17 protein-coding genes and 1 tRNA gene are annotated in these 26,242 nt (G+C 71.1%); 8 read left to right on the top strand and 10 right to left on the bottom strand.

What is annotated here, in order from left to right:
• The first annotated feature begins 132 nt into the window (after window positions 1-132).
• The gene (gene pyk, locus ACZ7LY_RS11280) at window positions 133-1,575 is read left to right on the top strand and encodes a pyruvate kinase (protein WP_471624276.1); all 1,443 of its coding nucleotides are present in this window, start codon (window positions 133-135) and stop codon (window positions 1,573-1,575) included.
• Window positions 1,576-1,698: 123 nt separating this feature from the next.
• Here the strand turns inward: pyk and ACZ7LY_RS11275 are convergent.
• Window positions 1,699-1,773: transfer RNA gene (locus ACZ7LY_RS11275), tRNA-Leu, on the bottom strand.
• A 105-nt stretch (window positions 1,774-1,878) separates the two neighbouring features.
• On the opposite strand from ACZ7LY_RS11275, the gene ACZ7LY_RS11270 reads away from it, so the two are divergent.
• Window positions 1,879-2,535 (top strand): ANTAR domain-containing response regulator, encoded by a 657-nt coding sequence (locus ACZ7LY_RS11270; protein ID WP_471624275.1) that lies wholly within the window; start codon window positions 1,879-1,881, stop codon window positions 2,533-2,535.
• A gap of 141 nt (window positions 2,536-2,676) precedes the next feature.
• Here ACZ7LY_RS11270 and ACZ7LY_RS11265 read toward each other — a convergent pair whose 3' ends face one another.
• The 7 genes from ACZ7LY_RS11265 to ACZ7LY_RS11235 all read right to left on the bottom strand — a co-directional run bounded on the left by ACZ7LY_RS11265 (window position 2,677) and on the right by ACZ7LY_RS11235 (window position 12,331).
• Window positions 2,677-3,393, bottom strand: coding sequence for an ABC transporter ATP-binding protein (locus ACZ7LY_RS11265; RefSeq protein ID WP_471624274.1), 717 nt, complete (start codon window positions 3,391-3,393; stop codon window positions 2,677-2,679).
• On the bottom strand, window positions 3,390-4,229 hold the full coding sequence (locus ACZ7LY_RS11260; RefSeq protein WP_471624452.1) for an ABC transporter ATP-binding protein: 840 nt from the start codon (window positions 4,227-4,229) through the stop codon (window positions 3,390-3,392). Before ACZ7LY_RS11260 ends, ACZ7LY_RS11265 begins: the two co-directional genes overlap by 4 nt.
• 5 nt (window positions 4,230-4,234) lie before the next feature.
• Complete coding sequence (locus tag ACZ7LY_RS11255; protein ID WP_471624273.1) at window positions 4,235-6,049, bottom strand: branched-chain amino acid ABC transporter permease; 1,815 nt, start codon at window positions 6,047-6,049, stop codon at window positions 4,235-4,237.
• On the bottom strand, window positions 6,046-6,978 hold the full coding sequence (locus ACZ7LY_RS11250) for a branched-chain amino acid ABC transporter permease (RefSeq protein WP_471624272.1): 933 nt from the start codon (window positions 6,976-6,978) through the stop codon (window positions 6,046-6,048). The genes ACZ7LY_RS11255 and ACZ7LY_RS11250 overlap by 4 nt, the downstream gene beginning before the upstream one ends.
• 108 nt (window positions 6,979-7,086) lie before the next feature.
• On the bottom strand, window positions 7,087-8,325 hold the full coding sequence (locus tag ACZ7LY_RS11245; protein ID WP_471624271.1) for a branched-chain amino acid ABC transporter substrate-binding protein: 1,239 nt from the start codon (window positions 8,323-8,325) through the stop codon (window positions 7,087-7,089).
• A 1,132-nt stretch (window positions 8,326-9,457) separates the two neighbouring features.
• Window positions 9,458-9,934, bottom strand: coding sequence for a PaaI family thioesterase (locus ACZ7LY_RS11240; RefSeq protein ID WP_471624270.1), 477 nt, complete (start codon window positions 9,932-9,934; stop codon window positions 9,458-9,460).
• A gap of 117 nt (window positions 9,935-10,051) precedes the next feature.
• Window positions 10,052-12,331 (bottom strand): FdhF/YdeP family oxidoreductase, encoded by a 2,280-nt coding sequence (locus ACZ7LY_RS11235; RefSeq protein ID WP_471624269.1) that lies wholly within the window; start codon window positions 12,329-12,331, stop codon window positions 10,052-10,054.
• A 777-nt stretch (window positions 12,332-13,108) separates the two neighbouring features.
• Here ACZ7LY_RS11235 and polA point away from each other — a divergent pair.
• From polA to pgfA, 4 genes are all read left to right on the top strand, one after another.
• Window positions 13,109-15,778: a DNA polymerase I gene (polA, locus tag ACZ7LY_RS11230; RefSeq protein WP_471624451.1), complete on the top strand. Its 2,670-nt coding sequence runs from the start codon at window positions 13,109-13,111 to the stop codon at window positions 15,776-15,778.
• A gap of 747 nt (window positions 15,779-16,525) precedes the next feature.
• Window positions 16,526-18,349: a lytic transglycosylase domain-containing protein gene (locus tag ACZ7LY_RS11225; protein ID WP_471624268.1), complete on the top strand. Its 1,824-nt coding sequence runs from the start codon at window positions 16,526-16,528 to the stop codon at window positions 18,347-18,349.
• A gap of 167 nt (window positions 18,350-18,516) precedes the next feature.
• Window positions 18,517-18,651, top strand: coding sequence for an SPW_0924 family protein (locus tag ACZ7LY_RS11220; protein WP_471624267.1), 135 nt, complete (start codon window positions 18,517-18,519; stop codon window positions 18,649-18,651).
• Between the two features lie 49 nt (window positions 18,652-18,700).
• Entirely contained in the window at window positions 18,701-19,702 is a 1,002-nt protein-coding gene (gene pgfA, locus ACZ7LY_RS11215; RefSeq protein ID WP_471624266.1) for a cell envelope lipid trafficking protein PgfA, read from the top strand.
• A 16-nt stretch (window positions 19,703-19,718) separates the two neighbouring features.
• Here the strand turns inward: pgfA and hrpB are convergent, their stop codons facing one another.
• Together hrpB and ACZ7LY_RS11205 are read right to left on the bottom strand one after the other, a co-directional pair.
• The gene (hrpB, locus tag ACZ7LY_RS11210) at window positions 19,719-22,247 is read right to left on the bottom strand and encodes an ATP-dependent helicase HrpB (RefSeq protein ID WP_471624265.1); all 2,529 of its coding nucleotides are present in this window, start codon (window positions 22,245-22,247) and stop codon (window positions 19,719-19,721) included.
• A 34-nt stretch (window positions 22,248-22,281) separates the two neighbouring features.
• Window positions 22,282-23,187: a class I SAM-dependent methyltransferase gene (locus ACZ7LY_RS11205; RefSeq protein ID WP_471624450.1), complete on the bottom strand. Its 906-nt coding sequence runs from the start codon at window positions 23,185-23,187 to the stop codon at window positions 22,282-22,284.
• 420 nt (window positions 23,188-23,607) lie between these two features.
• Here ACZ7LY_RS11205 and rpsA point away from each other — a divergent pair, with 420 nt between their 5' ends.
• Both rpsA and ACZ7LY_RS11195 read left to right on the top strand, forming a co-directional pair.
• Window positions 23,608-25,107: a 30S ribosomal protein S1 gene (gene rpsA, locus ACZ7LY_RS11200; protein ID WP_471624264.1), complete on the top strand. Its 1,500-nt coding sequence runs from the start codon at window positions 23,608-23,610 to the stop codon at window positions 25,105-25,107.
• A gap of 182 nt (window positions 25,108-25,289) precedes the next feature.
• A complete protein-coding gene (locus ACZ7LY_RS11195) occupies window positions 25,290-26,225 on the top strand; it encodes a PAC2 family protein (RefSeq protein ID WP_471624263.1) in 936 nt (311 codons plus the stop codon).
• Window positions 26,226-26,242: the final 17 nt, after the last annotated feature.

Below are 26,242 nucleotides of genomic sequence, written 5' to 3'. Positions count from 1 at the left end.
GACGCTCATCAGAGCGGCCCTGCGCGCAGATTCATAACGTCATGCGGAATGTCAATACCCCTTCACGCAAAGGTTGTTGAGTCGTCATCGACATCCCGTCCACTACCGGTGGGTAGGGCCTAGGGTCGAAGCATGCGCCGAGCAAAGATCGTCTGTACCCTGGGCCCCGCCACCGACTCGTACGAGCAGATCAAAGCCCTCGTCGAGGCCGGGATGGACGTCGCCCGCTTCAACCTCAGTCACGGCACCTACGCCGAGCACGAGGAGCGCTATCACCGGGTCCGCAAGGCCGCGGAGGAGACGGGCCGCAGCGTCGGTGTGCTGGCCGACCTCCAGGGCCCCAAGATCCGCCTCGGCCGCTTCAGCGAAGGCCCCGTCCTGCTGGAGCGGGGCGACGAGTTCACCATCACCGTCGAACCGGGCGTCGAGGGCGACCGGCACCGCTGCGGCACCACCTATGAGGGCCTCGCCGGCGATGTGACGGCCGGTGAGCGCATCCTCGTCGACGACGGCAAGGTCGGCCTGCGGGTCACCTCCGTGGACGGCCCGCAGGTGCGCACCACCGTCCTCGAAGGCGGCATGGTCTCCGACCACAAGGGCCTCAACCTGCCGGGCGTCGCCGTCTCCGTGCCCGCGCTCTCCGAGAAGGACGAGGCGGACCTGCGCTGGGCTCTGCGCATCGGCGCCGACATCATCGCGCTGTCCTTCGTGCGCACCGGCCGCGACATCGAGGACGTCCACCGGATCATGGACGAGGAGGGGCGCCGCCTGCCCGTCATCGCCAAGGTCGAGAAGCCGCAGGCCGTGGAGAACATCGAGGACATCGTCGCCGCGTTCGACGGGATCATGGTGGCGCGCGGCGACCTGGGCGTCGAGATGCCGCTCGAACAGGTGCCGATCGTGCAGAAGCGCGCCATCAAGCTCGCCAAGCGCAACGCGAAGCCGGTCATCGTGGCCACGCAGATGCTGGACTCCATGATCGACAACTCGCGCCCCACCCGCGCCGAGGCCAGCGACGTGGCCAACGCGGTCATCGACGGCACCGACGCGGTCATGCTCTCCGGCGAGACGAGCGTCGGCAGCTACCCCGTCGAGACGGTCCGCACGATGGGCCGCATCGTGGAGGCCGCCGAGGAGGACATCCTCGCCAAGGGGCTGCCGCCGCTGACCGAGCGGAACAAGCCGCGCACGCAGGGCGGGGCTGTCGCGCGGGCCGCCGCGGAGATGGGCGACTTCCTGGGCGCGAAGTTCCTCGTCGCGTTCACGCAGTCCGGCGACACGGTGAAGCGCCTGAGCCGCTACCGCTCGCCGATCCCGCTGCTGGCCTTCACGCCCGACCCGGCGACGCGCTCGCAGCTCAATCTGACGTGGGGCGTGGAGACGTTCCTCGGCCCGCACGTCGACTCCACGGACGCCATGGTCGCCCAGGTGGACGAGCAGCTCCTGCGGATCGGCCGGTGCGAGAAGGGTGACGTCGTGGTGATCACGGCGGGCTCCCCGCCCGGTGTCTCCGGCTCGACGAACCTCGTCCGCGTGCACCACATCGGCGAGGACGACAGCCCGAAGCAGGACTGAGGCCCATTCAGCGCGAAAGCGGATGCTCACCTGGCGGGAGCATCCGCTTCTTCGTAAGGGGAATAGGGGGGAGACGCGGTACACCTCACGCGTCGACATGGCGCCTTGGAAACCAAGGAAAAGTGCCCCAGGTGGGATTCGAACCCACACTGTCCGCTGTTTGAGAGCGGCCTCTCTGACCAGTTGGAGTACTGGGGCCTTCATGTCCAAGGGGCGCGAGCACCCCTTGGCGCACCACCATATCGCAGCTAGGTAGGCTCTTGTCAGCAGTACCCCCGCCCTGCATATCCAAGGAGCGCCCCCGTGACCGGCCCCGAGTCGCCCCAGCCCGTAGACGCCGCCGACGACGACAAGTCGCACGTCCCGCCGCTGACGACCCGTGTCGTCATCGCCGAGGACGAGGCCCTGATCCGTCTCGACCTCAAAGAGATGCTGGAGGAAGAGGGCTACACCGTCGTGGGCGAGGCCGGCGACGGTGAGCAGGCGATCGAGCTGGCTCGCGAGCACAAGCCGGACCTCGTGATCCTGGACGTGAAGATGCCGAAGCTCGACGGCATCAGCGCGGCGGAGAAGATCGCCGAGGAGTCGATCGCGCCGGTGCTCATGCTCACCGCGTTCTCGCAGCGCGACCTCGTCGAGCGGGCCAGGGACGCGGGCGCGATGGCGTACCTGGTGAAGCCGTTCAGCAAGAGCGATGTCGTCCCGGCGATCGAGATGGCCGTCTCACGGTTCACCGAGCTGAAGACCCTGGAGCAGGAGGTCGCCGACCTCACCCAGCGCCTGGAGACCCGCAAGCTCGTGGACCGCGCGAAGTCCGTGCTCCAGACCGAGTACGGCCTGACCGAGCCGGCCGCGTTCCGCTGGATCCAGAAGACGTCCATGGACCGCCGCCTGTCCATGCAGCAGGTCGCCGAGGCCGTCATCCAGGACGCCGAGGAGAAGAAGGCGTCCAAGGGCTGATACGCCTTTCCTCTTCTCTCGTCGTACGTGAATTCTCCCTCCGTACGTAAATGCTTCCTTCGTACGTGAAGGCCCGCGCCCGGGGATTTCCGGGTGCGGGCCTTTACGTACGACCGCCCTTGACGTGGCGCGAGCCGGTGGTCAGTCCTCGCCCAGGTACGCCTTGCGGACGGACTCGTCGTGCAGGAGTTCCTGGCCGGTGCCGGAGAGGGCGATGGAGCCGACCTCCATGACGTGTCCCTGATCGGCGAGGGAGAGCGCGGCCTGCGCGTTCTGCTCGACCAGGAGGATGGTCGTGCCCTGCGACTTCAGCTCCGCGATCGTCGCCATGATCTTCTGCATCATGATCGGGGAGAGGCCCATCGAGGGCTCGTCGAGCATGAGCAGCTTGGGCCGGGACATCAGGGCGCGGCCCATGGCGAGCATCTGCTGCTCACCGCCGGACAGCGTGCCCGCCGCCTGCTTTCGGCGCTCCCCGAGGATGGGGAACAGCTCGTAGGCACGCTGGATGTCCTGCTCGATGCCCGCGCCGTCCTTGCGCAGAAACGCTCCGAGCTGGAGGTTCTCCGCGATGGACAGGCGCGGGAAGATCCGCCGGCCCTCGGGGGAGTGGGCCAGGCCCATGGCGACGATTCTGTGCGCGGGGACGCCGTTGAGCGGCTGCCCGTTGAAACTGATCTTGCCGCTGAGCGGCTTGAGCAGGCCCGACAGGGTGCGCAGGGTCGTCGTCTTGCCGGCGCCGTTGGTGCCGATGAGCGTGACGACCTGGCCCTCCTCGACGGTGAAGGAGATGCCCTTGACGGCTTCGATCTTGCCGTAGGCGACCTTGAGGTCCTCGACTTCGAGCAGCGGGCTCACTTGCTCTCCCCTTCCGCGGCGTGGGCTTCGGCGGCCTCGACGTCGCTGAGCGCGGCGTCCTCGGGAGCGCCCTCGAAGGGGGTGCCGAGGTAGGCGGCGACGACGCGCTCGTCGCCCTGGACGACCTCGCTCGTGCCCTCGACGAGCTTCTCGCCCTGGACGAGCACGGCGACCCGGTCGCACAGGTTGAAGATGAACCGCATGTCGTGCTCGATGACGAGGACGGCGATGCCCATGTCACGGATGGCGAAGACCAGTTCCTCGGTGGCGCGGGTCTCCTGCGGGTTCATGCCGGCGGTGGGCTCGTCGAGGAGCAGGAGTCCCGGCTCGCTGGCGAGGGCGCGGGCGATCTCCAGCTTGCGCTGCTCGCCGTAGGGCAGGCTGCGGGCGAGGTGGTCGCGCTTGTGGGACAGCCCGATGAAGTCGAGCAGTTCCATCGCGCGGGCCTCGGACGCGGCCTCCGCCTTCTTGAAGCCGGGGCCGCGCAGCAGCGCCGACCAGAGCCCTTCCTTGGTCCGCGTGTGCCGCCCCACCAGCACGTTCTCCAGAACCGTCATATTGGCGAACAGGCGGATGTTCTGGAACGTACGGGCCATGCCGGCCTGCGTGACGAGGTGCGGGCGGGGCGGCAGGACCGCGCCCTTGTAGCTGACCTTGCCCTCGGTGGGGGTGTAGAGGCCGGTGAGGCAGTTGAAGAAGGTGGTCTTGCCCGCGCCGTTGGGGCCGATGAGCCCCACGATCTCGCCCTCGCCGACGGTGAGGTCGACGGAGCGCACGGCGGTGAGGCCGCCGAAGCGCATGGTGACGTTGCTGGCTTCCAGCACGGTGTTCGTCATGATGGTCACGCCCCTGCCTTGGTCGCCTTGGTGGCGCCGATGGTGCCTTCGGGCAGGCTCTGTTGTTCGGGGATGTCGAGCTGGCCGGTCTCGTGGAACTCCAACTGGCGGCGCCGGTTGGCGATGATGCCCTCCGGACGGAACCGCATCAGGAGCACGAGGGCGATGCCGAACGCGAGCAGCTCGTAGTTCTTGAGGAAGCTCAGCTTCTCCGGGATCAGATAGAGCAGGCTCGCGCCGAGCAGCGGCCCGCTGACCGTGCCCATGCCCCCGAGGACGACGGCGGCCAGCAGGAACGCCGAGTTGGGCGGCGCGGCCCCGGCGAACTGGTACGGGGTCGGCACCACGGAGTAGCTGACGTGCGCGCTGACCGTGCCCGCGAGGCCCGCGAGCGCCGCGCCGAGCGCGAACGCGATGAGCTTCACGCGGAAGCCGTTGATGCCCATGGCGGTCGCGGCGGTCTCGTCCTCGCGGATGGCGACCCAGGACCGGCCGATACGGGAGTCGGCGGCCCGCGTGAAGACGAGCACGACGACGGCCGTGAACAGCAGCATCAGCAGGAAGTAGTTGGCGAACCGGCCGAGCGTGAACGAGCCGATGACGTGCGCCTCGCCGAAGTTGAACCCGAAGATTTCCAGGTCCGGGATGTTGGCGATGCCGTTGGGCCCGTTGGTGATGTCGGGTCCTGAGGAGCCGTCGAGGTTGTTGACGGCGATACGGAAGATCTCACCGAAGCCGAGGGTGACGATCGCCAGATAGTCGCCGCGCAGCCGCAGCGTCGGCGCGCCGATCAGGACGCCGAAGACGAGCGAGGCGCCCATGCCGACCAGGACAGCGCCCCAGAACGGCAGTTGGGTGCCGGAGAAGCGCGAGTACTCCGAGCCGGACACCAGCGCCGCCGCGTAGGCGCCGACGCCGAGGAAGGCCACGTACCCGAGGTCGAGGAGGCCGGTGAGGCCGACGACGATGTTCAGGCCGAGGGCGACGGTGGCGAAGATGAGGATGTTGACGCCGATGTTGGCGTTGTGGTCCTCGGACTGCGTGAAGGGGAAGACGGCCGCCGCGAGGAAGGCCATCGAGGTGGCGAACCCCTTGTGACGGGCGTTGAGTGCGGAGAACCGGTCGGTCAGACCGGCCGAGAAGAGGGCCCACGCGCCGAACAGCACGAGCAGCCCGAACCCGGAGAACGTCTCGCCGTACTCGTCGTCGGGCGTGCCGATGCCGTACGTGAACACGATCAGGCCGAGGGCGAGCGCGAGGGTGATGATGACGCGCTCGGCCCAGGGCGCCACGGCGGCCGGGCGCGGGATGGCGCTCGCCTTGGCGAAGTACGACTTCCAGGTCTCGCCAGGACGCGGCAGCGCGAGGGCGCCGAGGAGCGGGACGAGGGAGGCGACGGCCGCGACGAAACCGCCGGGTTCGAGGTTGGCGAGGCCGCCCAGCTCGATGGTGATGGCGAGGACCGTGTACCAGGTGACGGCGAACGCGGCGAGGGCCGTGAGGAAGACGGGACCGACCGCGCGCGCCGGGTTCAGCCAGCGCAGCCCCCGTACGTCCCACAGGGTGAGGGAGTACAGCAGGGTCAGGACGCCGCCGGTCAGGGTGAGGAGCTGGAGCCCGGCCGGGTACGCGGCGACCGTGAGGTCGCCGGGGAAGGCCGAGGTCCAGGTCCAGGCCAGCATCGTGGAGGCGATGGTGGCGACGGCGCCCGCGGTGACGGCGACGCGGGCGGCGCCTGCGGGCAGCGGGATGACAGGTGTGCCTTGTGTGGTCCCGGTGCCGGCCCCGCGGTCCTTGGTGGTGTCGGTCATGGTGCTCACGCCCTGTCCGCGACGCGTTCGCCGAGCAGACCTTGTGGTCTGAAGAGGAGGACGAGGATGAGGAGGATGAACGCCCACACGGCCGCCCAGCCCTGGCCGCCGAACTGGTCCATCCCGGGGATGTCCGCGATGTAGGCGGTGGCGAGCCCCTCGGCGAGACCGAGGACGAGCCCGCCGAGCATCGCGCCGTAGATATTGCCGATGCCGCCGAGGACGGCCGCGGTGAACGCCTTGAGGCCGGCGACGAATCCCATGTCGTAGTTGACGCTGCCGACGCGGAAGCCCCACGCGATGCCGGCGACGGCGGCGAAGAAGCCACCGATGGCGAAGGCGATGACGATGATCCGGTTGGTGTCGATGCCCATGAGCTGGGCGGTGTCCGGGTCCTGCGCGGTGGCCTGCATGGCGCGGCCGGTGCGCGAGGTGCGGACGAAGAACGCGAGCGCTCCCATGCACAGGGGCGCGGCTATGAGCACGAACAGCTCACCGGACTGGATCTTCAGACTGTCGGTGATGTTGAACGGACCGCCCGGCAACTGCGGGAACTTACGCGCGTTGTCCGCCTCGGGGTACCAGTTGAAGACGGCCTGCTGGAGCGCGAGGGAGAGGCCGATGGCGGTGATGAGCGGCGCGAGGCGTGGCGCGCCTCTGAGCGGCCGGTAGGCGAATCGTTCCGCTCCCACGGCGATCAGGACGGCCACCAGGCCACCGCCGATCAGCATGAGGGGGAGGGCAATCCACATGGATGTGCCGGCGGGCAGGACGAGATAGACGGTGAGGGCGCCGAAGCCGCCCGTCATGAAGATCTCGCCGTGGGCGAAGTTGATGAGCTGGACGATGCCGTACACCATCGTGTAGCCGATGGCGATCAGCCCGTACATCGAGCCGAGAATCAGCCCGTTGGCCAGCTGTTGCGGCAGAGTGTGCACCGCATGGCCTCCATGTGGGTGCGGAGAGTGACTGGGGAGAGAGATCGGGCCGCGCGGTGACGGGTCGTCGTGGCCGCGCGGCCCTGGGTGGTGCGGTGTGCTGCTGCGTCAGCTCGCGTTGTACGTACCGGTCTTGACGGACTTCCACTCACCCTTGGTGGCTTGGTACAGGGTGAGCTGCTTGTTCTTCGTGTCGCCGTACTCGTCGAAGCCGACCGGGCCGGCGATGCCCTCGAAGTCGATCTTCTGGAGCTCGTCGACGACCTTCTGGCGGGCGTCGGCGGGGACCTTGCCGTCCTTCACCACGTTGCCGATGGCCTTGATGATGGCCGTGGCGGCGTCGTAGGAGTAGCCGCCGTAGGTGCCGTAGTCACCCTTGTAGCCACCGGACTTGTACTTCTGGATGAACTCCTTGGCGGCCGGCAGGGTGTCCACCGGGACGCCGACGGAGGTGACGAGGTCGCCCTCGGCGGCCTTGCCGGCGGTCTTGATGTAGGTCGGGGTGAACATGCCGTCGCCGCCCATGAGCGGGATCTTCGCGCCGGCGTCCTTGAGCTGCTTGGTGAGGACCTGCGACTCGTCGTACTGGCCGCCGTAGTAGAGCAGTTCGGCACCCGAGTTCTTGATCTTGGTGACGAGGGTGGCGAAGTCCTTGTCGCCCACGTTGACGTGGTCGGTGCCGACGACCTTGCCGCCGGCCTCCTTGTACTTCTTGCCGAAGATACCGGCGAGGCCCGCGCCGTAGGTCTGCTTGTCGTCGACGACGAAGACCTTCTTCTTCTTGAGCGTCTTGTAGACGTAGTCGGCCGCGAAGCCGCCCTGCACCTCGTCCGTGATCGCGGTGCGGAAGTACGTCTTGAACGGGCGCGTCTTCGTGCCCGACACCCAGTTCTTGCCCTGCGTCAGCTCGGGGGCCGTGTTCGAGGGCGAGATCTCGGCGAGGTTCGCGGAGGCGAAGACCTTCTGCATGGTCTGCGCGACACCGGAGTTGAGCGGGCCGACGACGCCGAGGACGTCCTTGTTGGCGACGAGCTGCGAGGCGTTCTGCTGGCCGGTCGGCGGCAGCGCCTTGTCGTCCAGGGCCACGGTCTTGAAGGTGACGCCCGGGACGAGCTTCTTGGCGTTGGCGTCCTTGACGGCGATCTCCACGCCGGACTTGATGCCGAGGCCGGTGGCCGAGTTCTGGCCGGTCAGAGGGGCGTCGACGCCGATCACGACGGTGGTGTTGCTGCCACCGCCCTTGTCGCCGCCGTCGCCTTTGTCGCGCGATCCGCAGGCGGTGAGCGTGAGTGCTCCGGTGGTGAGCACGGTGGTGAGAACGAGCAGAGAACGGTGTCGCACGATCATTCCTCTCCCTGGCGCGGCTCCCGGGATGGGGGCCGTGAGTCTCGCCGGGCCGTACTGGTGGTACAGGGGCCGTGCAATGGACGCGCCCGGCGGCGCGGTGACTGGCCGTGACTATAAGCGCAGGTGGGGGAGTGGGGGACCTGCGGAGGGCAGGCTGTGACGCTCTTGTTATGCCGGGGCTGGTTCGGGTGGGCGCAGTGCGGACGATTGGGACGTATGCGGTCACCATCCAGTTGTTCACATAGCGAGAACTCGCAGTTCCGCTAAGGAACTTGAGTGGATCATGCTCCTTACAGGGCCCCCGTCGCGGGCCCGCGCGCCGAGGGTGTGTGAGGTGTGACGAGGGCGTGGAGGCGGTCGCGCGGGGCGTGGATTGCTTCACCGCTCCAGAGGTAACTGAGTGTTACGTGCACGCGTGGTTGACTCCGGCGGCGGAGCGGGTCCGTAGTCGGCCCGGGGGAACTCCTGTCGGGCGGCGGCGAACGCGGCGCCGAGCAGGAAGGCGTCCCGTCGACGGGTCCGCCCGTCGTGCGACGAGCCGTCCGGATGCGGTACGTCGATGCCGTGCGGCGGGCCCGGACGGGCGCACACGGCGAGCTGTACGGTGACCTCGCGCGGGGGTCTGCGCGCTCACCGTCAGTGGCGGCGCGGGTGTCGTTGTCGCGCCCAACTCTGGTGTCGGTGTCACGATCTGACGCAGGGTCACGGGCGTGGCTTCGCGGACGCGGACGGTGAACCGGAAGGGGTCGTTCTTCGTTCCGGTTTCGGCTAGCGCGGGGAGAAGGCTTCGGCCGGGGCGGCGGCTCGTGCGGGGCGGGGGAGGGGCGCAGGGCGAGCGCGAGGGCGGTGGTGGTGCCTGCAGCGGGCGGGGGGCCCAGGGCGGGCAGGAGGCGATGGCGTGGGGGCGGCGGCGCGCCGAACCGCTCGCGCGGACGCGGGGATTCACGACTGAGCGTGTCGGGCGGGGGAGCGCCGGGGCCCTCGGGGCGCCGCGGTGGGGGTGCTGCGGCGGGGGTACCGGCGGGCGGCTCCCTCGTGCCCGCCCGCCGGTCCGTCGCGGCCGCGCCGGATGCGGGGAGGGCGAGGGGGCGGGCACGGGCCCGAGGGAGCCGCTTCGGGGCGGGCCGGGACGTTAGGAGGCGGTGGTGTCCGGGGCGGGGGCGTCCTTCAGCATGCAGGTCAGGCGGGCCGTGCAGACCCGCTTGTCCCGCTCGTCCGTGATGACGATCTCGTACGTCGCCGTGGAGCGGCCCCGGTGGACGGGCGTGGCGACGCCGGTGACCAGGCCCGAACGGGCGCCCCTGTGGTGCGTGCAGTTCAGGTCGACGCCGACCGCGCTCTTGGCCGGGCCGCCGTGCAGCATCGAGCCGACCGAGCCCAGGGTCTCGGCGAGGACCGCGGAGGCGCCGCCGTGCAGCAGGCCGTACGGCTGCGTGTTGCCCTCGACCGGCATCGTGCCGACGACGCGCTCCGCCGACGCCTCCTTGATCTCGACGCCCATCCGGGTGCCGAGGTCCCCGGCGGAGAACAGGGCGGGCAGGTCCACGCCGAGCGACGCGTACTCGTCGAGGACCTCTTGCGGGAACTTCACGTGGTTGTGCTCGCCCATGGGGCTCGGCTCCGTCCGTCGTAACTGGTCCGAAAGGTCACGCGCGCCGGTCGTCCCGGACGCGCGCGAGACGCGCACACCGGCCGCACACCGGCCGCGCGTCGCCTGAGCGAACGCTCAGTCGGTCCCCGATTGTTCCAGGCGGACCACCACGGACTTGCTCGCGGGGGTGTTGCTGGTGTCCGCCGTCGCGTCCAGCGGCACCAGCACGTTCGTCTCCGGGTAGTACGCCGCCGCGCAGCCCCGCGCGGTCGGGTAGTGCACCACGCGGAACCCCGGCGCCCGCCGCTCCACGCCGTCGCTCCACTCGCTGACCAGATCGACGTACGTGCCGTCCGCCAGCGCCAGCTCCTTCGCGTCCTCCGCGTTGACGAGGACGACCCGGCGGCCGTTCTTGATGCCCCGGTAGCGGTCGTCCAGGCCGTAGATCGTGGTGTTGTACTGGTCGTGCGAGCGCAGCGTCTGGAGCAGCAGCCGGCCCTCGGGCACGCGCGGGTACTCGACGGGGGCGGCCGTGAAGTTGGCCTTGCCGGTCGCCGTCGGGAAGCGCCGCTCGTCACGCGGCGCGTGCGGCAGCGCGAACCCGCCGGGTTCCGCCACGCGCGCGTTGAAGTCCTCGAAACCTGGCACTACGCGCGCGATGCGGTCCCGTACGGTCGCGTAGTCGTTCTCGAACTCCTCCCACGGTGTGCGCGAGGCGGCACCCAGGACCCGGCGCGCGAGGCGGGCCACGATCGCGGGCTCCGACAGCAGATGACGGCTCGCCGGGGCCAGGCGTCCGCGCGAGGCGTGCACCATGCCCATCGAGTCCTCGACCGTCACGAACTGCTCCCCGCTCTTCCGCACATCGCGCTCGGTGCGGCCGAGGGTGGGCAGGATCAGGGCGCGGGCCCCGGTGACCGTGTGCGAGCGGTTCAGCTTCGTGGAGACGTGCACGGTCAGGCGCGCGCGGCGCATCGCGGCCTCGGTGACCTCCGTGTCGGGGGAGGCCGACACGAAGTTGCCGCCCATGGCGAAGAAGACCTTGGCGTCACCGTCCCGCAGCGCGCGGATCGCCCGTACGACGTCGAGACCGTGCTCGCGCGGCGGGGCGAACCCGAACTCCTTCTCCAGCGCGTCCAGGAACGCGGGCGCGGGGCGCTCGAAGATGCCCATGGTGCGGTCGCCCTGCACGTTGCTGTGGCCGCGCACCGGGCAGACGCCCGCGCCGGGGCGGCCGATGTTGCCGCGCAGCAGCAGGAAGTTGACCACCTCGCGGATCGTCGGCACGGAGTGCTTGTGCTGCGTCAGACCCATCGCCCAGCACACCACCGTGCGCCGCGACGCCAGCACCATCTCCAGAGCGCGCGCGATGTCCGCCCGCGACAGGCCCGTCGCCTCCAGCGTCTCGGCCCAGTCGGCGGCGCGGGCCGCCTGCGCGAACTCCTCGAAGCCGTGCGTGTGCTCCGCGACGAACGCCTCGTCGGTGGCGCCCTCGGTCTCCAGGATCATCTTGTTGAGCAGCCGGAACAGGGCCTGGTCGCCGCCCAGCCGGATCTGCAGGAACAGATCGGTCAGGCTCGCGCCCTTGGTGAGCCCCTTCGGGGTCTGCGGGTTCTTGAACCGCTCAAGGCCCGCCTCCGGCAGCGGGTTCACCGAGATGATCTTCGCGCCGCCCGCCTTCGCCTTCTCCAGCGCGGACAGCATCCGGGGGTGGTTCGTCCCCGGGTTCTGGCCGGCGACGATGATCAGGTCCGCCTTGTACAGGTCCTCAAGGAGAACGCTGCCCTTGCCGACGCCGATCGTCTCCGTGAGCGCCGAGCCGGACGACTCGTGGCACATGTTGGAACAGTCCGGCAGGTTGTTCGTCCCGAACTCGCGGGCGAACAGTTGGTACAGGAACGCCGCCTCGTTGCTCGTACGCCCCGACGTGTAGAACACCGCCTCGTCCGGCGAGGACAGCGCCGTCAGCTCGTCGGCGATGATGTCGAACGCCCGCTCCCAGGTCACCGGCTCGTAGCGGTCGGCACCCTCCGCGAGGTACATGGGGTGCGTGAGGCGGCCCTGCTGGCCCAGCCAGTACCCCGAGCGCGTCGCCAGGTCCGGCACGGGGTGCGCCGCGAAGAACTCCGGGGTGACCCGGCGCAGGGTGGCCTCCTCGGCGACCGCCTTCGCGCCGTTCTCGCAGAACTCCGCGGCGTGCCGGTGCTCCGGCTCCGGCCAGGCGCAGCCCGGGCAGTCGAAGCCGTCCTTCTGGTTGACCCGCAGCAAGGTCAGCGCGGTGCGGCGTACGCCCATCTGCTCCCGTGCCGTCTTCAGGGTGTGGGCTACTGCGGGGAGGCCCGCGGCGTGGTGTTGCGGGGCGGTGACCTGCGGTGCGTCTTGGACCGGGTCGGTTGCGGGTGGCTTGCCGGCCATGGCGTTCCCCTTTGAACGTACGTCTGAGGTACGCCTCCGATCTTCCCACGGGGACGGTTCCCTACGGGGTGGCTGGCGGTGGGGTTCTGCGGCGCCCTGGGGTTGTCGTTCACCTGCGGGTGGGTGGGTGGCTGATCGCACAGTTCCCCGCGCCCCTTTCGGGGCACTACGCGCGCGTGGTCACCTGCGGGTGGGTGGGGGCTGGCCGCGCAGTTCCCCGCGCCCCTGGGTTGTCGGTTGTCTGCGGCTGGGTGGGGCTTCTCGCGCAGTTCCCCGCGCCCCTGAAGCATGCACTTCGTGCAGCTTCCCCTTTGGGAAGCGGGGCTTCGCCCCAGCTTCCCGGCGGCGGGGGCGGGCGACGAAGTCGCCCCTCCCGCTTCCCCCAGGGGGAGGGTGCGACGCAGTCGCCCCTCCAGGGGCGCGGGGAACTGCGCGACCAGCCACGACGAGAGTCGAGGAAACCCACCGGCAGAGCCACCCACCCACCTAGGGGCGCGGGGAACTGCGCGACCAGCCACGACGAGAGTCGAGGTCGCCCACTGGCCGGAGCCACCCACTACCCAGGGGCGCGGGGAACTGCGCGGGCGGTCACGGGCAGGCCCGCGCAACCCACAGGCGGCCCGCGTCGGGGACACCCGGGGCGGGGTGGGTGGGGGCTGGTTGTCAGTGGGGTCTGGCAGGATCGGGGACGTGGCAGAGAACGCAGCGAAGACGGCGAAGAAGACGACCCCGGCGAAGGACACGGCCAAGCCCCCGGCAGGGACCCGGCCCCGCCTGATGCTCATGGACGGGCACTCCCTCGCCTACAGGGCGTTCTTCGCGCTGCCCGCGGAGAACTTCACGACGGCGACGGGCCAGCCGACGAACGCGATCTACGGCTTCACGTCCATGCTGGCGAACACCCTGCGTGACGAGGCCCCCACGCACTTCGCCGTGGCGTTCGACGTCTCCCGCAAGACCTGGCGCTCCCAGGAGTTCACCGAGTACAAGGCGAACCGCTCCAAGACCCCGGACGAGTTCAAGGGCCAGGTCGAGCTGATCGGCGAACTGCTCGACGCGATGCACACCCCCCGCTTCGCCGTCGACGGTTTCGAGGCCGACGACGTCATCGCCACGCTCGCCACGCAGGCCGAGGCGGAGGGCTTCGAGGTCCTGATCGTCACCGGTGACCGCGACTCCTTCCAGCTCGTGTCGGACCACGTGACGGTCCTGTACCCCACCAAGGGCGTCAGCGAGCTGACCCGCTACACCCCGGAGAAGGTCCAGGAGAAGTACGGGCTGACCCCCGCCCAGTACCCCGACTTCGCGGCCCTGCGCGGCGACCCGTCGGACAACCTGCCGGGCATCCCGGGCGTCGGCGAGAAGACCGCCGCGAAGTGGATCAACCAGTTCGGCTCCTTCGCCGAACTGGTCGAGCGCGTCGACGAGGTCAAGGGCAAGGCCGGGGCGAACCTGCGGGAGCATCTGGAGGCCGTCAAGCTCAACCGGCGCCTCACGGAGATGGTCCGCGACGTCGAGCTGCCGCGCACGGTCGCCGACCTCGCGCGCGAGCCGTACGACCGCAAGGCCATCGCCATGATCCTCGACACCCTGGAGATCAGGAACCCGTCGCTGCGCGAGCGCCTGTTCGCCGTGGACCCGGGCGCCGAGGTCGCCGAGGAGGCCGCCCCCGAGCCCGGCGTGGAGCTGGACGGCACGGTCCTCGGCGCCGGCGAGCTGGTGCCCTGGCTCGCCGAGCACGGCAGCGCGGTCCTCGGACTGGCGAGCGTGGACACCTGGACGCTGGGCGCGGGCTCCGTCACCGAGGTCGCCCTCGCGGCGGCCGGCGGGCAGGCCGCCTGGTTCGACCCGGCCGCGCTGGACGAGGCCGACGAGCAGGCGTTCGCCGCCTGGCTCGCCGACGCGGCCAAGCCGAAGGTGCTGCACAACGCCAAGGGCGTGATGCGGGTCTTCGCCGAGCACGGCTGGCACGTCGAGGGCATCACCATGGACACGGCGCTCGCCGCGTACCTCGTCAAGCCCGGCCGCCGCTCCTTCGCGCTGGACGCGCTGTCCCTGGAGTACCTGGGCCGCGAGCTGGCCCCGGCGGGCCCCGCCGACGGGCAGCTCGCCTTCGGCACCGACGAGGACGACCGCGCCGAGGCCGACGCCCTCATGGTGCAGGCCCGCGCCGTCCTCGACCTCGGTGAGGCGTTCGGGGAGCGGCTGAAGGAGGTCGGCGCGGCCGAGCTGCTGACCGACATCGAGCTGCCCACGTCCGTGCTCCTGGCCCGGATGGAGCGGCACGGCATCGCGGCCGACCGCGCCCACCTGGAGTCCATGGAGCAGATGTTCGCGGGCGCCGTGCAGCAGGCGGTCAAGGAGGCCCACGCCTCCGTCGGCCACGAGTTCAACCTCGGCTCGCCCAAGCAGCTCCAGGAGGTCTTCTTCGGCGAGCTGGACCTGCCCAAGACGAAGAAGACGAAGACCGGGTACACGACGGACGCGGACGCGCTGGCCTGGCTCGCCACGCAGACCGACCACGAACTGCCCGTGATCATGCTGCGCCACCGCGAGCAGGCGAAGCTGCGCGTCACCGTCGAGGGCCTGATCAAGACGATCGCCGCGGACGGCCGCATCCACACCACGTTCAACCAGACGGTCGCCGCGACCGGCCGCCTGTCCTCCACCGACCCGAACCTGCAGAACATCCCGGTCCGCACCGACGAGGGCCGCGCCATCCGCCGCGGCTTCGTCGTCGGCGAGGGCTTCGAGTCCCTGATGACGGCCGACTACAGCCAGATCGAGCTGCGCGTCATGGCCCATCTGTCCGAGGACGAGGGGCTCATCGAGGCGTTCACCTCCGGCGAGGACCTCCACACGACCGTCGCCTCCCAGGTCTTCGGCGTGCCCCGCGACGCGGTCGACGCGGAGATGCGCCGCAAGATCAAGGCCATGTCGTACGGCCTCGCGTACGGGCTGTCGGCGTTCGGCCTGTCCCAGCAGCTCAACATCGACGCGGGTGAGGCGCGTGCCCTGATGGACACGTACTTCGAGCGGTTCGGCGGCGTACGGGACTATCTGCGGCGGGCGGTCGACGAGGCGCGGGCCACCGGTTACACGGAGACCATGCTCGGGCGCCGCCGGTACCTGCCCGACCTGAACTCCGACAACCGGCAGCGCCGTGAGATGGCCGAGCGGATGGCGCTCAACGCGCCGATCCAGGGCACCGCGGCGGACATCGTCAAGATCGCCATGCTGAACGTGGACAAGGCGCTCACCGCGGCGGACCTCAAGTCCCGGATGCTGCTTCAGGTGCACGATGAAATCGTGCTGGAGATCGCGCCGGGCGAGGCGGAGGCGGCGGAGGCGCTGGTCCGTCAGGAGATGGCCGGAGCGGTGGCCCTGCGGGCGCCGCTGGATGTCTCGGTGGGCCTCGGTCCCAACTGGGAGTCCGCGGCGCACTAGCCTCCGGCGAGCGGGTATCAAGGTGCGGGGAGTTCAACTCCCCGCCCCCTGAGGCGCTTGGTTCTCGTCCCCCTCTCGCGGGGGCGGCCCGTGCCCCTGGCGGGGTGCTACGTGTGCGTGGTCGTGTGCGGGTGCGTCGTGGCCGGCCGCGCAGTTCCCCGCGCCCCTACCGGGGCGATTCATGTGCGTGGTCACCTGCGGGTGGGTTGTGGCTGGCCGCGCAGTTCCCCGCGCCCCTACCGGGGCACGGCCAAGCCCCGTCAGGGGCGCGAGGAACTGCGCGCTCAGCCACGGTGATACCGGCACACGTAGAACCGACCCAGCCCCGTCAGGGGCGCGAGGAACTGCGCGCTCGGCCACGGCGCCACCGGCACCCGTAGAACCGACCCAGCCCCGTCAGGGGCGCGGGGAACTGCGCGATCAACCACAACGCACCTGCACCCGTAGAACCGGCTCAGCCCCGTCAGGGGCGCGGGGAACTGCGCGGCCAGCCACCCCGTGACCCGCACCCGAAGAGACGACCCCCGCCCGCCAGGGAAAACGGCCCCGTACCGGAACGCACCGCGCATCCCGACACCCGCCCCGCGCCCCGCGTGAACGCCCCGCCAACAGGGGGCAACCCCCGGAAAACGGGCGCGGACAGGTGTATGCCCGCCGGAAGTTGACGTAGGGTCGGCTGCGTCCGCGCGCGGGGGAGCGGCGGCGCGTGCCAGGTGGAACGACGGTCTCTACGGGAGGGTTCTGGGCATGGCGGCGGTATTCGGCAGGAGGCTGCGCAGGGGCGCGATGACCGCGGCGGTCGCAGCCGCGGCGGTGGCGGCACTGTCCGCCTCACAGGCCCCAGGCGTGACGAACCCGCAAGGACGCGACAGCGCCTCCGCGGGCCTGGCGGACGACACCCCGCCCGACGCGGCGACGGGCCCCGACTACTACACGGACCTGCCCGACCTCGTCAGCCCCTCCGACGACCCGACGGCCGGCCCCCGCCCGGGCGGCGCGGCCGGTGCCGCCGAGGCCGGCATACCGGCGACCGTGCTGGACGCGTACAAGAAGGCCGAGGCCGAGCTGGCCCGGTCCAAGCCGGGCTGCAACCTCCCCTGGCAACTCCTCGCCGCCATCGGCAAGGTGGAGTCCGGGCAGGCCCGCGGCGGTGCGGTCGACGCGAACGGTACGACCCTCAAGCCGATCCTCGGCCCGCCGCTGAACGGCCAGGGCTTCGCCAAGATCACCGACACGGACGGCGGCGCGTACGACGGCGACACCGTCCACGACCGGGCAGTCGGCCCGATGCAGTTCATCCCCTCCACCTGGGAGTGGGCCGGCCGCGACGGCAACGGCGACGGCAGGAAAGACCCCAACAACGTCTACGACGCGGCCCTCGCCGCCGGCCACTACCTGTGCGCCAAGGACCGGGACCTGTCGGACGCCGCGCAGTTGAACAAGGCGATCCTCAGCTACAACCACTCCTCGGAGTACCTGGCGACCGTCCTGGCCTGGCTGGAGTACTACCGCAAGGGCACCCACGAGGTCCCCGACGGCAGTGGCGTACTGCCCCGCCACCCCCGCGGCGGCGGCAGCGGCGGCGGTACGAACCCGACGCCGGGCCTGGGTCTCGGCGGCGGCGCGGGCACGGGCCTCGGCACCGGCGGCACAGGCACCGGCACCGGCGGCTCCGGCACGGGTGGCTCCGGCACGGGCGGCGGGAACGGCGGCGGCGCCACCGACCCCACCACTCCGCCCACCACCCCGCCGACGAAGCCGCCCACGACCCCGCCCACCAAGCCGCCCACGACACCGCCCACGACGCCCCCGGCCACCCACCCGCCCGCCTCGAAGGTCAGCAAGGTCGCCGACGCGCACCCGGGCACGTCCACCGCGATGGCCGGCCACACCTTCGCCGACCAGGTCGCCGTCCGCGCCCGCGACGCCATGGGCAAGGGCGTCGCCGACGTGAAGGTCCGCTTCACGCTCGTCGGCGACACCGACGCCACCTTCGCGGGCGGCGGCACCGAGGCCGTCGCCACCACGGACGCCGGCGGCCTCGCCACCGCGCCGAAGCTCACGGCGGGCGAGAAGACCGGCACGTTCACGGTCCGCGCCACCGTCGTCGGCCGCACCCTGCCCGGCGTGGACCACAAGGCGACCGTCACCGAACGCGCCGCCGACAAGCTGACCCGCACGGACGACAAGGAACTGACCTGCGTCGCCGGCCAGAAGTTCGCCGACCCCGTCGAGCTGAAGGCCACGTACAAGGGCGCTGCCGCCGGGAAGGTCGCCGCGACCGCCACCCTCGTCACGTCCGCGGACGACGCGACCGAGGCCGCCAAGGGCCCGTACTTCAAGGACGCCGACGGCAAGAAGATCCGTACGCTCAAGGGTCTGACCACCGACGCCAAGGGCGCCCTGAAGCTGCCCGAGCTGTACGCGGACGACGCCACCGGCACGTTCCTGCTGCGCGTCACCACGGCGGGCGGCGCCACGCTCACCGTCGAACTCAAGGTGACCGCGGCCCCCTCCGCCGGCCCGTCGGCCGGCGCGAGCCCGAGCACGACCGCGAGCCCGTCCGCGTAGGAGACGGGACCGTCGCACCCGAGCCCCCGGCCGCACCCGCGGCCGGGGGCTCGGCCGTTGCTGCGCGACCTGTTCTCATTCTTCCCGCGCGTTGCTACGGTGCACCGACCCAGGGGCCTGACGCCCCATCAGATCCCGTGTGCAGCACGGTCGCAGGGAGGTCCGGCATGCGTGCCCTCATAGCGGCGGCGATCGGGCTCGCCGCCGCGTTCGCCCTCGTCCTCACCATGACGGCGGTCGGTGCGCCGGCCGGCAAGACGTCCCCGAAACCGCTGATGACGACCGTCCCCGCGCGCCCCTGAACGCCCTGAACACGCCCGTAGCCGCCGGTAGTCGAGGAGGGCCGCCGAGATGCGCCGCAAGGCAAGCCTGATCCTGCTCGCCTTCGCCGTGTTCTTCACGGCGCTGTCCCCGCTCATGCGCTGGTACGCGTTCCCGAGGCTGGCGAAGATCCCGCCGAGCCAGTACCAGACCGCCGTCCTGGAGGCGAAGAACCCGACCCTGCTCGACTACGGCACCATGCGCTCCAAGAAGGTCTCCAAGGTCACCATCGTGCAGACCCTCAAGGGCAATGTGGAGGAGGCCAAGCGGATCAGCGCCGACGCCGGCCGCGACGTCGTCGTCTGGGACGCCCTGTCGTACGTCGCCGGACCCGACGGCAAGATGGTCTCCAAGGTCCCCGAGCGCTACATCTTCGACGCCCACAGCCAGGAACCCGTGCACGCCACCGGCGAGATGGTCGACGGCGACCAGGTCTCCCGCCAGGGCATCGAGTTCAAATGGCCCTTCCTCACCGAGAAGCGCGACTACGAGTACTTCGACGCGCAGGCCCGCATCACCCGCCCCATCCACTACAAGGGCACCCGTACGTTCCGCGGGGTCAAGGTCTACTACTTCGAGCAGACCATCCCCTGGACCAAGGTCCCGATGCCGAAGACGATGCCGGTCAAGGGCATCACGCCCCAGTCCGTCGCCAAGACCGGCACCACCCGCTGGTACTCCACCGTCCGCCGCTTCTGGGTCGAACCCACCACAGGGGCGCCCGTGTACGGCGAGGAGATCCAGAAGAACGAACTGCGCGGCGGCACCCTTCTCGGCGGCCGCGACAAAGTCACCGTCTTCGCCGGGCACGTCAAGATGCGCGAGGACTCCATCAAGGCGACCGTCGACCTCGTCGAGTCCAACCGCGTCCTCGTCCTCCTCCTCACCTCCTACCTGCCCTGGGGGTTCCTCGCCCTCGGCATCGCCCTGCTCGCCCTGTCGCTGTGGCTGGAGGCCCGCTCCCGCCGCCCCGGGCCGCCCGTGCCCGAACCGGTGCCCGACCTGCCCCCGGCCAAGACGACCACCGCCTGAGGGCGCGGGCCCCGGCTCAGGAGCGCCCGCGCAGCCGGTTGTTGGTGTGCCGCGTCGGCTCGGCTCCCGCCGGGTCCTCGGGCCACGGATGCTTCGGGTACCGGCCCCGCAGATCCGCCCGCACCGCCCGGTAGCCCTCCCGCCAGAACGACGCCAGGTCCGCGGTCACCGCCGCGGGCCGCCCGGCGGGGGAGAGCAGATGCACCAGCACCGGCACCCCCGCCACCCGGGGCGTCTCCTGGAGCCCGAACATCTCCTGCACCTTCACCGCGAGCACCGGCCGCGCCGGATCGGCGTAGTCCACCCGGACCCGCGAACCGCTCGGCACCTCGATCCGCTCCGGCGCCAGCTCGTCCAGGCGCGCCGCCTCCCCGGACGCCCACGGCAGCAGCCGCCGCAGCGCCTGCCCCGCGTCGATCCGCCCCAGATCCGCCCGGCCGCGCGCCCGCCCCAGCTCCGGCTGGAGCCAGTCGTCCACGCGCGCGAGGAGCGCCGCGTCCGACACATCGGGCCACGGCTCCCCGAGGTGCGCCCGCAGGAACGCCAGCCGCACCCGCAGCGCCCGCGCCTCCGCACTCCACCGCAACAGCCCGAGCCCCTCCCGCCCAAGCCCCTCCACGAGCGCGTCCCGTACGAGGCCGGGGTCCGGGTCCGCCAGCGGGCGCACCGCCAGCTCCACCGCCCCCAGGCGTTCCACGTGCCGGGCCACCAACGCGCCGTCCGCCCACGCCACTTCGTCGGCCTCGCGGTGCAGCGCCCCCGCCGCCCGCCGCGCGCTCTGTTCGTCCACCACCGCGCCGAGCCGCACGCGCGCGTGCCCGGCGCCGGCCTGCCGGTCCGCCACCGCCACCGCGATCCACTCGGCATCCCGCAGCGCCGACGCCTCGCCGGTCTCCGCGCGCGTGCCCGACACCATCAGCCATGAACCCCGGTCCTTGCGCGCCACCCGCTCCGGGAAGGCGAGCGCCGCGACCAGGCCCGCGACCGCGTCGTCCCCGCCCGCCCCGGGGGAGCCCGCTCGCCCCTCGCCCTCGTCCGCGACCAGCGCCGCGAGCCTGCGCGTCTCCGTACGCCACCGGGCCGCGTACGCGTCACCGCCGCGCCGGGCCGTGCGCAGGGCGCCGGCGAGATCGTCGCCGTACGCGCGCGGGGGTTCCTCGCTCAGCAGCGCCACGACCTCCGCCGCCGCCCGCGCCGAGACCACCGGCGCCGCGTCGAGCAGCGCCCGCCCGAGGCGCGGGTGCACGCCGAGCCGCGCGATCCGCGTCCCGCGCCGCGTCACGCGTCCCGTGTCCGGCTCCACCGCCCCGATCGCCGTCAGCACCGCCCGCGCCGCCGCCATCGCCCCGCCGGGCGGCGCGTCGAGCAGGGCGAGCGACGAGGCGTCCGGGTCGCCCCAGCAGGCGGCCTGCAACGCGAACGCCGTCAGGTCCGCCAGCGCGATCTCCGGCGTCGGGAACCGCGCGAGCCGCCCCTCCTCCGCCGCGTCCCAGCACCGGTACGCGCACCCCGGCGCCTCCCGCCCGGCCCGGCCCGCCCGCTGCGTGGACGCCGCCCGCGAGGCCCGTACGGTCGTCAGCGCGCTCAGCCCGCGCGCGTGGTCGACGCGGGGTTCGCGCGCCAGGCCCGCGTCCACGACGACCCGTACGCCCGGCACCGTCAGGGACGACTCGGCGACCGCCGTCGACAGAACCACCCGGCGCCGCGCGCCCGGCGTGAGCACCGCGTCCTGCACGGCCGCCGGCGCCCGCCCGTGCACCTGGAGGATCTCCACGTCCGCGCCGAGGTCCCCCAACTGCCCCGCGACCCGGGCGATCTCGCCGACCCCGGGCAAAAAGCACAGCACGTCCCCGTCCCGCTCGGCCAGCGCCCGCCGCACCACCGACGCCACATGCGTCAGCAGCGCCGGGTCCACGCGCATGCCGTGCGGCGGACGCACCGGGCGCGGCGGCGGCGCCCACACGGTCTCCACCGGGTACGAGACGCCCTCGGCCTCGATCACGGGCGCGCCGCCGAGCAGCGCGGCCCAGCCCTCTGCGTCGGTCGTCGCGGAGGCGGCGACCAGTTCGAGGTCGGGGCGGAGCGCGGCCCGTACGTCACACAGGAACGCGGCGACGGTGTCCGCGTCCAGATGCCGTTCATGGACCTCGTCGAGGAGGACCGCGTCCACGCCCGCCAACTCCTGGTCCCGCTGGAGCCGTTGCAGCAGGACGCCCGTCGTGACGACCTCCACGACCGTCTCCGGGCCCACCGCGCGCTCCCCGCGCACGGTGAAGCCGACGCGCTCCCCGACCCGCTCGCCCAGGAGCCACGCCATGCGCCGGGCCGCCGCCCGCGCCGCGATCCGGCGCGGCTCCGCGACGATCACCCGGCGCGGCGGCGCCTGCGCGCCGAGGAGCCCGGCGAGCACCAGCGGCACCAGGGTCGTCTTGCCGGTGCCGGGCGGCGCGACGAGCACCGCCACGCCCTTGTCGTCCAGCGCCCGCCGCAGCGCGGGCACCGCGGACCGTACGGGCAGGGCGGCGAGCACGTCTTCGTGAATCACCCGCCCAGTCTCCCGCAACGCCCCGCCGGGCAGGTCAGCCCCGGTCGTCCCGCTCACAGACGAAGATCGCCGTGCCGGGGATCAGATTGCCGCGCAGCGGGGACCAGCCGCCCCACTCCTGGGTGTTCCACGCGGGCCACTCGGGCTCCACGAGGTCCACGAGCCGGAAGCCGCCCGCCACCACGTCCCGCACCCGGTCGCCGACCGTGCGGTGATGCTCCACGTAGACGGCACGCCCCTCGTCGTCCTGCTCGACATAAGGAGTGCGGTCGAAGTACGACGCGGCGACGCTCAGCCCCTCGGGCCCCGGCTCGTCGGGGAACGCCCAGCGGATCGGGTGCGTCACGGAGAAGACGAACCGGCCGCCCGGCCGCAGCACCCTGCGCACGTCCCGCAGCACCCGCACCGGGTCCGCGACGAACGGCATCGCGCCGTACGCCGAGCACACCAGGTCGAAGGAGCCGTCCTTGAAGGGGAGCGCCCCCGCGTCGGCCTCCACCAGCGGCACCTTGCCGCCGTCGATGCGCAGCGCGTGCTGGAGCTGGCGGTGCGAGAGATCGAGGGCGACCGGGCGCGCGCCCTGCCGGGCCAGCCAGCGCGAGCACTGGGCCGCGCCGGCGCCGATCTCCAGGACGTCCTTGCCCGCGAGGTCCTCGGCGGGGCCGAGCAGTTCCGCCTCCACCTCGTCGAGCCCCTCGGGGCCCCAGACGAAGCGGTCGTCACCGAGGAAGGTGCCGTGCTCGTTCTGGTACTCGTCCGCGTTCCTGTCCCACCAGCCGCGGTTGGCCCGCGCGCTCTCGGTGGTGTCCGCGTCACGGCGGGTGGCGGTGGACTCCTCGTCCACGCCTCCCGGGCTCCCGGCGGCCTCCGCGCCCTGCGCCCACGGCTCGTTCTGCTGGATTGGTCCGGACCCTTGGATGATCGGCTCCCTCGTATTAATGTGCGGACACCTTCGGACACCCCGGGACACCCCGGGGCGGTTCCGGCTCGCGGACCCGTGCGCGGTTCCGTGTGCCGGAAGCCGCCGCGGAAGGGGCTGGAGGAGCGGGCCGAGCGGCCCTGGCCACCTCGTGCGACACGAATTGTGCCGGGTATGCGGTGGTCTGCCCCGGGTGTGCGCCTTCGCGCATTGACCCTGTCCGGCTGCCCCCGTATGCTACAAGTTGCGCTGCGGGCCTGCGTACCTCAGACATAGCAGGCTGCGCTCGCATCTGTATGTATGTCCCCTCGGTTGCGAGGCGCCCCCGGTTCTCCGGACTCGGGCGCTTCCAAGGCTGTCCGGCTTCTTGCAGTGTGCGAAACGGGCTCATGGCGTAGCAGTACCTACGACTTCAATGTCCGTACCGGAGCCCTTTCCCACATGACGAGCAGCACCGAGACCACCGCCACCACCCCGCAGGTTGCGGTCAACGACATCGGTAACGAGGAAGCCTTCCTCGCCGCGATCGACGAGACGATCAAGTACTTCAACGACGGCGACATCGTCGACGGCGTCATCGTGAAGGTCGACCGGGACGAGGTCCTGCTCGACATCGGTTACAAGACCGAAGGTGTCATCCCGAGCCGTGAGCTCTCGATCAAGCACGACGTCGACCCGAACGAGGTCGTGGCGGTCGGCGACGAGATCGAGGCCCTGGTCCTTCAGAAGGAGGACAAGGAAGGCCGCCTGATCCTCTCGAAGAAGCGCGCCCAGTACGAGCGTGCCTGGGGCACCATCGAGAAGATCAAGGAAGAGGACGGCATCGTCACCGGTACCGTCATCGAGGTCGTCAAGGGTGGTCTCATCCTCGACATCGGCCTCCGCGGCTTCCTTCCGGCCTCCCTGGTCGAGATGCGCCGCGTCCGCGACCTCCAGCCCTACGTGGGCAAGGAGCTCGAGGCGAAGATCATCGAGCTGGACAAGAACCGCAACAACGTGGTCCTGTCCCGCCGTGCCTGGCTGGAGCAGACCCAGTCCGAGGTGCGCCAGACGTTCCTCACGACCCTCCAGAAGGGTCAGGTCCGCTCCGGCGTCGTGTCCTCCATCGTCAACTTCGGTGCCTTCGTGGACCTGGGTGGCGTCGATGGCCTGGTGCACGTCTCCGAGTTGTCCTGGAAGCACATCGACCACCCGTCCGAGGTTGTCGAGGTCGGCCAGGAAGTCACCGTCGAGGTCCTCGACGTGGACATGGACCGCGAGCGTGTCTCCCTGTCGCTGAAGGCGACGCAGGAGGACCCGTGGCAGCAGTTCGCCCGTACCCACCAGATCGGCCAGGTCGTCCCGGGTAAGGTCACGAAGCTGGTTCCGTTCGGTGCGTTCGTCCGCGTGGACGAGGGCATCGAGGGTCTGGTCCACATCTCCGAGCTGGCCGAGCGCCACGTGGAGATCCCGGAGCAGGTCGTCCAGGTCAACGACGAGATCTTCGTCAAGGTCATCGACATCGACCTCGAGCGCCGTCGCATCAGCCTCTCGCTGAAGCAGGCCAACGAGGCGTTCGGCGCCGACCCGTCGGCCGTCGAGTTCGACCCGACCCTGTACGGCATGGCCGCGTCCTACGACGACCAGGGCAACTACATCTACCCCGAGGGCTTCGACCCCGAGACCAACGACTGGCTCGAGGGCTACGAGACCCAGCGCGAGGCCTGGGAGACCCAGTACGCCGAGGCGCAGCAGCGCTTCGAGCAGCACCAGGCCCAGGTCATCAAGTCCCGCGAGGCCGACGCCCAGGCCGAGGCCGAGGGTGCCAGCACCGCTGGTGCCGCTCCGGTCACGACCGGCGGCGGTTCCTACTCCTCGGAGTCGGACGACAACTCGGGCGCGCTCGCTTCCGACGAGGCGCTCGCCGCGCTCCGTGAGAAGCTGGCGGGCGGCCAGAGCTGAACCGCTCTGCGCCAGTAGCTGACTGACAGCGGGCCCGCACCCCTTCCGGGGGGTGCGGGCCCGCTGCCGTATGCGCGCGCGAAAGCCGGACAGGGCCGAACTGCCGTGAAAATGCGGGACGGGGGAATGATCAGGGGGCCGGGGCTTGTTCTTCACGGTGAACACGAGGAGGAGCGGTCACTGTGCTTGATCCGCAGGATTTGTACACATGGGAGCCGAAGGGCCTGGCCGTGGTGGACATGGCACTCGCCCAGGAGTCCGCCGGCCTTGTCATGCTCTATCACTTCGACGGCTACATCGACGCGGGCGAGACCGGCGACCAGATCGTCGAGAAGCTGCTCGACGCGCAGCCCCACCAGCTCGTGGCCCGGTTCGACCACGACCGCCTGGTGGACTACCGGGCCCGCCGCCCGCTGCTCACCTTCGCCCGCGACCGCTTCACCGAGTACGAGGTCCCGGCGATCGAGGTACGGCTCGTCCAGGACGCCACCGGCGCGCCCTTCCTCCTGCTGTCCGGCCCCGAACCGGACGTGGAGTGGGAGACGTTCGCCGCCGCCGTCCGCCAGATCATCGAGCGGCTCGGCGTCCGCCTCACGGTCAACTTCCACGGCATCCCCATCGGGGTCCCGCACACCCGGCCCGTCGGCCTCACGCCTCACGGCAACCGCACGGACCTCGTCCCCGGACACCGCAGCCCCTTCGAGGAGGCGCAGGTCCCCGGCAGCGCCGAGGCCCTCGTCGAGTACCGCCTGATCGAGTCCGGCTTCGACGTCCTCGGCGTCGCCGCCCACGTCCCGCACTACATCGCGCGCTCCCCGTACCCGGACGCCGCGCTGACCGTCCTGGAGGCGATCACCGCCGCCACCGGGCTCGTCCTGCCGACCATCGCGCACGGCCTGCGCACCGAGGCGCACCGCACGCAGACGGAGATCGACCGCCAGATCCAGGAGGGCGACGAGGAACTGGTCTCGCTGGTCCAGGGACTTGAGCACCAGTACGACGCCGCCGCGGGCGCCGAATCCCGGGGGAACATGCTGGCGGAGCCGGTGGACATCCCGTCCGCCGACGAGATCGGCCAGGAGTTCGAGAGGTTCCTCGCGGAACGCGAAGGCGACTAGCGAGCTTCCTTCGGATC

The sequence above is a fragment of the Streptomyces sp. NPDC107550 genome (assembly GCF_055639095.1).
The sequence above is the reverse complement of the archived record's forward strand: the minus strand, read 5'-3'. Positions and strand labels throughout refer to the sequence as shown.

Excerpts from the sequence above, each read along its gene's own strand:
- pyk (WP_471624276.1), top strand. The coding sequence starts at position 133 with ATGCGCCGAGCAAAGATCGTCTGTACCCTGGGCCCCGCCACCGACTCG.
- ACZ7LY_RS11260 (WP_471624452.1), bottom strand. The coding sequence starts at position 4,229 with ATGACGAACACCGTGCTGGAAGCCAGCAACGTCACCATGCGCTTCGGC.
- ACZ7LY_RS11245 (WP_471624271.1), bottom strand. The coding sequence starts at position 8,325 with ATGATCGTGCGACACCGTTCTCTGCTCGTTCTCACCACCGTGCTCACC.
- ACZ7LY_RS11240 (WP_471624270.1), bottom strand. The coding sequence starts at position 9,934 with ATGGGCGAGCACAACCACGTGAAGTTCCCGCAAGAGGTCCTCGACGAG.
- ACZ7LY_RS11235 (WP_471624269.1), bottom strand. The coding sequence starts at position 12,331 with ATGGCCGGCAAGCCACCCGCAACCGACCCGGTCCAAGACGCACCGCAG.
- polA (WP_471624451.1), top strand. The coding sequence starts at position 13,109 with ATGCTCATGGACGGGCACTCCCTCGCCTACAGGGCGTTCTTCGCGCTG.
- ACZ7LY_RS11225 (WP_471624268.1), top strand. The coding sequence starts at position 16,526 with ATGGCGGCGGTATTCGGCAGGAGGCTGCGCAGGGGCGCGATGACCGCG.
- ACZ7LY_RS11220 (WP_471624267.1), top strand. The coding sequence starts at position 18,517 with ATGCGTGCCCTCATAGCGGCGGCGATCGGGCTCGCCGCCGCGTTCGCC.
- pgfA (WP_471624266.1), top strand. The coding sequence starts at position 18,701 with ATGCGCCGCAAGGCAAGCCTGATCCTGCTCGCCTTCGCCGTGTTCTTC.
- rpsA (WP_471624264.1), top strand. The coding sequence starts at position 23,608 with ATGACGAGCAGCACCGAGACCACCGCCACCACCCCGCAGGTTGCGGTC.